Origin of the sequence: Bacteroides sp. (assembly GCF_028690125.1) — a bacterium.
GTDB lineage: Bacteria > Bacteroidota > Bacteroidia > Bacteroidales > Bacteroidaceae > Bacteroides.
Map to the genome: position 1 here is coordinate 1 of NZ_JAQVBV010000083.1, position 8,373 is coordinate 8,373.

Annotated in this window: 7 protein-coding genes; all 7 read right to left on the minus strand. The window is 40.0% G+C overall.

All coding sequences use genetic code 11. The features are described 5' to 3' along the window. Positions 1 to 256: hypothetical protein (locus PHO71_RS24630; protein WP_300208767.1), on the minus strand; the 256-nt coding region annotated here is incomplete at its 3' end. Positions 257 to 322: 66 nt separating this feature from the next. Next, positions 323 to 2,572 carry a hypothetical protein gene (locus tag PHO71_RS24635; RefSeq protein ID WP_300208769.1) on the minus strand — a complete coding sequence of 750 codons (2,250 nt, stop codon included), beginning with the start codon at positions 2,570 to 2,572 and terminating at the stop codon, positions 323 to 325. Positions 2,573 to 2,619: 47 nt separating this feature from the next. Continuing rightward, positions 2,620 to 4,260, minus strand: a complete 1,641-nt coding sequence (locus PHO71_RS24640; protein WP_300208771.1) for a hypothetical protein — start codon at positions 4,258 to 4,260, stop codon at positions 2,620 to 2,622. Positions 4,261 to 4,297: 37 nt separating this feature from the next. Next, positions 4,298 to 4,678 carry a hypothetical protein gene (locus PHO71_RS24645; protein WP_300208773.1) on the minus strand — a complete coding sequence of 127 codons (381 nt, stop codon included), beginning with the start codon at positions 4,676 to 4,678 and terminating at the stop codon, positions 4,298 to 4,300. Next, positions 4,678 to 7,209: a hypothetical protein gene (locus tag PHO71_RS24650; protein ID WP_300208775.1), complete on the minus strand. Its 2,532-nt coding sequence runs from the start codon at positions 7,207 to 7,209 to the stop codon at positions 4,678 to 4,680. The genes PHO71_RS24645 and PHO71_RS24650 overlap by 1 nt, the downstream gene beginning before the upstream one ends. 74 nt (positions 7,210 to 7,283) lie before the next feature. Continuing rightward, the gene (locus tag PHO71_RS24655; RefSeq protein WP_300208777.1) at positions 7,284 to 7,946 is read right to left on the minus strand and encodes a copper amine oxidase N-terminal domain-containing protein; all 663 of its coding nucleotides are present in this window, start codon (positions 7,944 to 7,946) and stop codon (positions 7,284 to 7,286) included. Between the two features lie 71 nt (positions 7,947 to 8,017). Next, positions 8,018 to 8,373, minus strand: a 356-nt coding sequence (locus tag PHO71_RS24660) for a Gp15 family bacteriophage protein (RefSeq protein ID WP_300208779.1), incomplete at its 5' end; no start/stop codon positions are given.

Genomic DNA, 8,373 nt, shown 5'->3' on the forward strand with positions numbered 1-8,373 from the left:
TTTCCGTTGCGGTTGGAAAATCGGTTATCGCCCAATCCTTTTTAACTGTGATTGTGACAACATACCCCTCTTTCGTCAGTAGTGTTGCTATGTACTCTGCCGCTGTTTCTACCCGGTTCAGGTCGGAAATGTTGTAGTATCCCTTAGCTGTTTTATTGTCGACGTCAGTTTGCGTTCTGTCATAAATCATATCTGGTAAAAACAACCCGTCCCAGAATGCCGAACCCCAAAAGAAATCACCCCACGCCAGACCCATATTGCATCACCACCCTAAATAAGAACTTTTATATTTCTAATAGCTAATGAAACATAGTGACATCGATCATTGGCTCTCTATATTATTAGCATCAACACAGTTTGAACAGTTTTCTGTAATATTTATAGGTACTGATTCATTGTAACCGCTAAAAACATTTCCAGAGATTATCATATTGCCTGTGTAGTCGGCATTCACACAGAACCGTGGCTTCTCTACATTGGAATTTATCATTCTATTGTTAGTGATTTGTACAAGCTCGTTCTTATGGCTTGCATCATAACCGCTCATGTTAATTAGGTCATACATTCCCGACGAACTTCTACTGCATCCACGTATTAAATTGTCATTAAATGACACCGATTTATAGCTCGTTGCATATCCTGGCTTTTCGAGGAAAACTGCGTGCTTTTGCGCATTTTCAATCACATTTTGGCTAAAGCTCACAACCTCGCAACCGCCACCCATATAGATGTTATATTCTGGACTACCATCTAGGTGGTTGCCTATAAATCTGCATGAGCCGCCTTCGATTCTGAGATTTGCCTTCGTAGAACCAACGTTGTTGTAGCAAAACCAAGAATCCGTGGTGCGCCACCCCCACTTAACCGCTTCATCCTCGCTATCCTCAAATTCACAATGAAGTATTTTGTTTAAATAACCCATGGTATCTGCTACGTTGCTGTCCCAATTCAACAATAGTGCGGATTTTTTAATATTTTGCGTTTTAACCCTCTCAACTGTAGAATGGGACATAAACAAATGCAACGCATTGCCACCGTTAGAATATGATACTTCTGCCTTATTCCCATCTATTAAAAAATCACGCAAAATTCCATTGAATACTATCTCCGTATTCTCTATCGCATCTATGTCAGCTTTAACTTTAAAAACCGTACCATCACCAGAACCTTCAATTATAATGTTTGACTTTGGTCGAATTGCCTGATGTAAGTTAATCGTGCCATCTAGGAGTAAAATTTTGCCACCATTTATTAATTGAGCTATTGCATTGTTTATTCTTTCAGCATCAAAATAATCACCATTCAAAATTGTCTGGGCACTGTCCTTCTGCACAGAATTATATGGAGCAACTATAATTTGTGTTGCGTTCGTTGCCTTAGAGTTTTTACCTACAAACAATACTGCCATTTCTTTTTTGTAATAGCCATTTAGTACGTTATTAGCAACCACGTTGTAATCGCAGTTTATGCACTCCTCGACAAAATAGTTGTACGGGGTCTTTTCAGTGAGTTCTGGGGCGTAATACACCAATGAATTGCCAACTATCGTATTTCTCATTGAACCCTCACCAGAAGGTGAGCCGTCAAATGTAATGCAGTTATACACACTGTAGTCACCTACTGCATTTCTGTCTTTTCCACCAAACGAGTTTCCATTTACATTGTTTGAGTGCGCACGACCTGCGAAAAGTATATCTTCACGGTATCCGGACTCAAACATATTGCTGGTTATGATATTACCAACAGTCCACTCCGCCCGAATTTGATATTGATTTTTGTAAATGTGATTGTTGGAAATGTTGTTGCCCCATCCAGATATGAGTATTCCGCAAGCGTCGTACTCTACATTTGACATAGTTTCTGGATTTCCGTTATCGCCAATAAGGCATTGGGATACATTGCTATCAGTACCTAAGCGCACTCCGTATCTAGCATTAGATAGGAAACTACACATAGAGATGTAATTCATTATAGATTGTGCATCGGGGTACCCTCCGTCTAAATTCATACCATCTTTGCAGGCAAGTACCTTCAAACCAGAAAATATGGACTCTTGGCAAGTTAATTTAACACCTACGGTTTGTGTAGTGGGTACAGTATCATAGTCACCTAATATTTGAAAATTCATTAAGCTTATGTTTCTCAGCGTACCATCTCCAGAAACTTGCGAGAAACCAATAGCGTTACCTGATAATCTAAATCGAGTGGAATTTCCACTACCTTTAATTGAAATTTTATCTCTTAAAATTATAGTGTCGTTACCCGTCATGATGATGTCACCATCTAAGAAATGAAGTAGTCCACCGTCAGTTAGACTTTCGACACAATCGTTTATTGCTTGTGCATCGTTAGACCCATTCAAGACTATTTTTGCATTGTTTTTCTGGGTGGAGTTGTAAGGAGCAATTGTAATTATTAACCCTTTGTCAAGTTCGTTTACTGTTGTTAATGCTGTATTCGCAGTAGACAGTGCTTCCTGTGAAGCTGTTACTGCTTGGTCTGTTTGGTAACCTAGCGTATTTATCTGTTCAGGCGTTGCCGGATCACCTGCACGTATTTCTGTCCATGCCATGAAATCACTCCTTCCACATTGCTGCCATTTCATATGTGTAGTTAAAATCAAACACCAACAACCACCGCCTTTGCTATGTATCCCCCGACCAAATCAATATCCAGCTTTTCTACTACGGCACCACGATATACTCCATATTCCGTTTCAATATCGGCTAAATCACCGACACACTCACTTCCCAGTACAAAAGAAAGTGACTGCTCTATTCGATACTGGTAAATATCAAGTAAACGCTGCGCAATTTCAGAACTATTTGACGCATTCGTTAAATTGCAGTCCACTTTTTCAATCAGTTCCTTTTCGCCTGCTGGAATATTCGAAAGCCTTTTCTGTATTGTTTTTTGGCTATCTTCGTACTTCTTACCCGACACCGTACATTCACCCACCACAGTACTTTCCACAATGCAATAATTTACGCCGTACTGCGTAATCGTACCCATACTAACAGTAATATTTGCAGCCGGTTCGCTGAAGGTAACAGTGTTACTGCCAATCTCTAAATTCACTTTGCAAATTTCTTCTGTAGTTGTTTTCCGTGTGAAATTATGCTCCACCACACCAATGCCTGTCACCAAATTTCGCAGCTTCACCGTTGTACCAATATGTTTTCGGTTCATGCCAATTTGTGAAGTCGGTACACTGGTTATATCAGGAATTTTCTTAATATTTACAGTTCCACCCCGTGAAGTTGATACAAATCCCCCGATTGAAAAAACCACCATTTGTAAAGCCTCTCGATGGGAGCAGATAGGAATATGCCCTGTCACTTCCTTATCTCGCAGGGCAATGTCCAGCGTATAGCCAAACCCTGCATCTTCCATGATTCCCTCTATGACGTCTGCGGCAAGTGCATTTTGGTATAATGCACCCATAAAAGTTGTACCATCCATAATACCAATAGAATCTACCGCTGAAATCGATAGAATTTTATTACTTTGGCCTTCCATTTCATCCACAAAAAAGGTACCCGTGTGATTCTTCTCTTCGTTTTTTGTTCCTGTAACAATGAGCTGTTGCTTGCGCTGCAGCAGGGTATAAATTCCGGAAGGATTAAAGATATTGAACGCATCATTCTGACTAAACAAACTAAAGTCCAAGGTGTTCACTGATAATGTAAGTCCTGTCATATCAATTTCCTCTAATACCTTTGCTGTTCTTAATTCTGTACTACCAAATTCCTTGATTACACCGTGCATGATATTTTGCACCTTTAAAAACCGATAAGGCTTATTCATGCCCCGAAAGGTAATAATGATTTTATTGTAGTTCTCCACCTTTTGTACACAGGAAAATCGCCAGCTATTCGGCACAAAATCAACGTCATATAAAAGTGTTGCCCCTTGATACCATTGAATGTTTAGACCATTACAAAAGCTGTTGTCATACGGGTTAAATTCAAAGGTAAGTCCTAAGCTTTCATGCAGACTTTGGAAGGTAAGGGTTAAAACAATAGGGTCGTCAAAACTTCCATCCGCTGCCGCCATTGACGAGGACCATAATCCCCACGAAATATCTTGAGGGTTATCCGGAAAGGTACTAAAGGTACCGTCAAGCTTCCAGTAGTTTTCTTCTAAGGTTGCCGCCTTGGGAGGATATACCCCTTCCAGTTTGAGATCGTCTAAGTCTATAAAGGGCTGCTTATCCTCTGCCGTTGCTGTAGTGTCCGTTTTAGCGGATACATCCACCAAACCAAAAGAAATATCAACGCTTGTTTTCGCTATAAAATCACTTCCTTGCTGGCTCTTTGGCGATTAGTTTAATACTTAACCCACCCCAATAATTTTTGTTGTTGTGTACCCGTCTTAGCGCGTCCCCTGTGGTTGTGATATACCCGCGGAAAGAAAAGGTTCCGCTTGTCCCTGGCACAACAAAATCATGAAATTCAACCGGCTCTGTTACCTTATCCCATAACTTTGCGTACTCCGCTGTATCTAGCGTTAAGTTGGGAAAGGTCAAGGTATAGTTAAAATACACACCGATAATTTCCCGCTCCAAATTGCCCCCTTCCGTTCTGGTTGCATACTTATCCAGAACAGGGGCCTCCCTCTTGATCTCAACCACAGGAATGTCAAACGTAACGCCGTCAATAGAAAATAATGCTGCCATTATGAAACACCCCCTACGCTTAAAGAAACGCCCACACGGCTTTCCTCTTTCTTGATGATGGGAAGAAAGGTTCTGCCGATTTCCCGTTTATCCAGCTCCAAAATTACCGTTGTACCACCGCTATTTCCTGTATCAGATAATCCTGCAAGTTCTTCTCTCATAATCTGACGAATCAAGCTTTCAGGAGCCTCTAGGTTACGGCCGCCTTTCTGATCACCGAGAACAGCAAGAAATTCTTGGTTAGGTGGGATAACGGCACCTGTGGCCAACTTCGGGATACTAGGAGCTTTCACCATATCAAAATTAAATCCGACATGGCCCCCTCCCAAAAAATCAGGGACGTCAAATTTAATGGAATTCATTGCATCTAGTACAAAATTAATTCCGTCTGTTACAGACCTGAGCATACCATTAACTAAATCTATTACCACATTTAGAGCACTTTTAACAATGCCTCCAAGTCCATCAAAAATACCTTTGAAAAAGTCTGATATTCCTTGCCATGCAAGTTCCCAATCGCCGGTAAATACCCCTGTTATAAACTCGATTAACCCCTTCAATGATGTTAACACTGCGCTCACTACATCGGCCACTGCTCCAACTAGGGAACTAATCACACCAATTACTGTTTTCAAAACATTTGAAATCGGGTTTTGAAAATTTTCGTAAAACCACTTAACTAGAGGAACAATAAACCCATTATAGATTTGTAACCCACATTCAATGAGGGTAGCAACAAATTCAAGGAAGTTATCTAATAAAGGCTTTAAATGCCTTTCCCAAAGCCAATCCAGCTGCTCCATAAAAGTATCAAAAATAGGTTTTAATATGCCCTCCCATGCAGTCTTCCATAAATCAACCGCATTCTCTATTGCCACCCTTAAGCTATCAAATATAGGTTCTCCGTGTTCTTTCCAGTTTGCATACATTAAGTCCCATGTCTCAGACCAAATTTTCATTCCAAGTTCAAGATATGGAACAAATACGCCTTTCCAAACAGTATCAAATATTGTTTTTATTCCGTTAAACAGTGTCTGTATCGTCAATAACGACTGCGTCGCAAACTGCGTTATAAATGGTAAAATCGTGTCTAGCAATTTTTGAGCAAATGGAAACAGAACTATGTCCCAAATATCCTGAAACACCATATTGAAACTATCCAATAAGCCACTGATCACGATGCCAGAAGTATCTATGAAAGTTTTCAAAAAAACTGTAAAATCTTCTTTTAAATACTTCATAAAAGGATCATATAGGGTTTTTATATCGCTCCATACATCTTTCATGGCTGCTTTCAATTTATCAAGCTGGACTTTTATTTTTTGCCAAGCCCCATCGATGTTGCTCTGAAAATTCAAAGTGCAGTATTCTTGTATTTTGCTAAGCATATCTTTAAGCTTCTCCAAGGTTGAGAGCAATTTAGGGCTTATCTCCACATCTGCACCAATATCTTCTGAAATAACATTCGAAGTCACACCATTGGATATGTCCGCAACGCCACTGTTTTCAGCACTCGAAGACGTATCTGATTCAGCCAATACGTTTAGCTCGTCAAAACTCGCCAGTGCAGACTTTGCTTGTTTTCCCGCTTTCTCGGCCGCATCGCCAGAATCAGCAATAGAAGAAGATAATTCCTTTGTCGAATCGGCTGCGACGCTTGCGCTTTCGGACATTTCATTATTTACTGAAATACTTTTACCAAATAATACCGCAGTTACCTGCGCAGCAATATTCGCAAGCCTTGTAAACCAATTTATCACCTCTGCAATAACAGGGATAATTTTTGTCAAAACAGGTTTCAGCATATCACCCACGGCAATTTTTAAACTCTCAAATGCAAAACTCAATCTTAATACTTGTCCGGAATAGCTTTCAGAAATTTTGGCCGCATCACCTGTTTGAAACCTTGTTTCTTCCATAATTCCTAACACTTCAGCCTGTATTTTTTGCTGCTTTGTCAAATTCCCAACCGTTGTTCCTATACTTGCGGCATAATCCTTCCACATCATAGAAACATTCTTTGTAACACCAGCATTATCTACAAGGATGGAGTTTTCATTCTTTAAGCCTTCCGTAGCACTCTCAACCGCTTGACCCATAGTTAAACTTGCTTGTCTGCCGAAGGCAGCACTGTCCTTTAATGCGATTAAAGTTTGTTTAATCTGTTCGTCAGAATATCCGCGCATCGCCAAATTTTTATATGCAGTTGCCGCTTGTGTCGCAGGGATTAGGCCGTCTGAAATATAATCTTGAAGAAACTCTTTGGCCATCGACCAACTGCGCCCCTGCCCTTCTACAACGCTTTGAACACCCATTAAAGCGTTTTCCAGGTTTGTCGAAGCCCGTACGGATGCTTTGCCAAAATCAATGATGGCTTTTACCCCAAAGGCAATACCAACAGCTACAGCAACGCCCTTTAATGCCTTTGTTATTCCCCCAAGTCCTGCGTTAATACTCTTTAAACCACCGTTAAATCCTGATGAATCTATTCTTGTATCGATGCGAATACTGCCGTCATAACCCGCCGCCATGTTCAGCCTCCTTTCTGATTTTTTGCATAAGAAAAGTACTTATCATTACGATAAGTACTTAAATATTTGCTGTTTTATTTCACCTTATAGCTAATCTTATTACTGTCAAATGAATTACTCCAAGAATCCGTTTCAAAGATACAAAACTCAAGTTCAAACTCATTAATATCTACTATAGAATTTTCTTTTAAATAACTATCTGTGATTGTTATTTCGTCATTTGCCTTTTTTCCTGCTGACACCTCGCAAGAGAAGATAGGATCAACCATATAGCCATTTACTGAAAAATTCCGTGCTTGAATGGTATAATCTTTGTTTGAAGTATTTTCAATCAATAAATTAATATCTTTACCAAACAAACCATCTGTAACATTCTTGTATGTGATTTTAATTCCGTTGGAATTATACAATACTGAATCAGCTGTAGATGTTTGTGTATTACTTGAAGAAGTTTCAGCCGCATCGCCCAGCGTCACTGTCTGCGTTGTACTATCCCATGAAACATTTTTACCAACTGCTTCCGCTACTGCTCTTACTGGTAAATAGGTTGTCCCTTCGTATGTGAACGGCTCCTTATCAGTTTTTAATTCCTTTCCGTCTATGATAACCTTAATGTTATTGAAACTTACAGGAATGTTCATTTTGCTTACCTTTGCAAAAGCGGTGGGCGCGGCACCAACTATTAACGAAGCAAGAACTGCCCCCAGTAGCATATCTTTCAATCTGTGATATTTCATGTAAAACCCCTCCTTTGTTAGTATATTCTAAATATACCCCAAATTATGGAAGTAATCAACATCTTCACCTTTTATTTTCCAAGCAATTCCATAAACTGTGCTTCGGCAGCTTCTTCCTCTGCTGTCAATTCCACAGGCAGCTCAAACATACTGCGGTTTTCGTAATACACCTGTTTTTCTTCTTTCGTGAGTTTTCCTTTTGCAAATTGGGTACGAAAATATATGATTTTACTCATTACACAATCTTCGGGCAATTCCATAAATGCCATAACAAACTCCCACCAGTGAACAAATTCACCGGTAGAAAGCCGCCCATTTAGCACCTTGTTTACACCAGAAAAGATATATTTCTCATCGTGGGTAAAGGAATATTTTCTGCTTGAGGGTTCCCCTCCACTTCCCTTGCTCACTTCCCCGCAGTCGAGAA

Bases quoted from the DNA above. Each gene is read 5' to 3' on its own strand.
- PHO71_RS24645 (WP_300208773.1), bottom strand. From the start codon at position 4,678: ATGGCAGCATTATTTTCTATTGACGGCGTTACGTTTGACATTCCTGTG.
- PHO71_RS24650 (WP_300208775.1), bottom strand. From the start codon at position 7,209: ATGGCGGCGGGTTATGACGGCAGTATTCGCATCGATACAAGAATAGAT.
- PHO71_RS24655 (WP_300208777.1), bottom strand. From the start codon at position 7,946: ATGAAATATCACAGATTGAAAGATATGCTACTGGGGGCAGTTCTTGCT.
- PHO71_RS24635 (WP_300208769.1), bottom strand. From the start codon at position 2,572: ATGGCATGGACAGAAATACGTGCAGGTGATCCGGCAACGCCTGAACAG.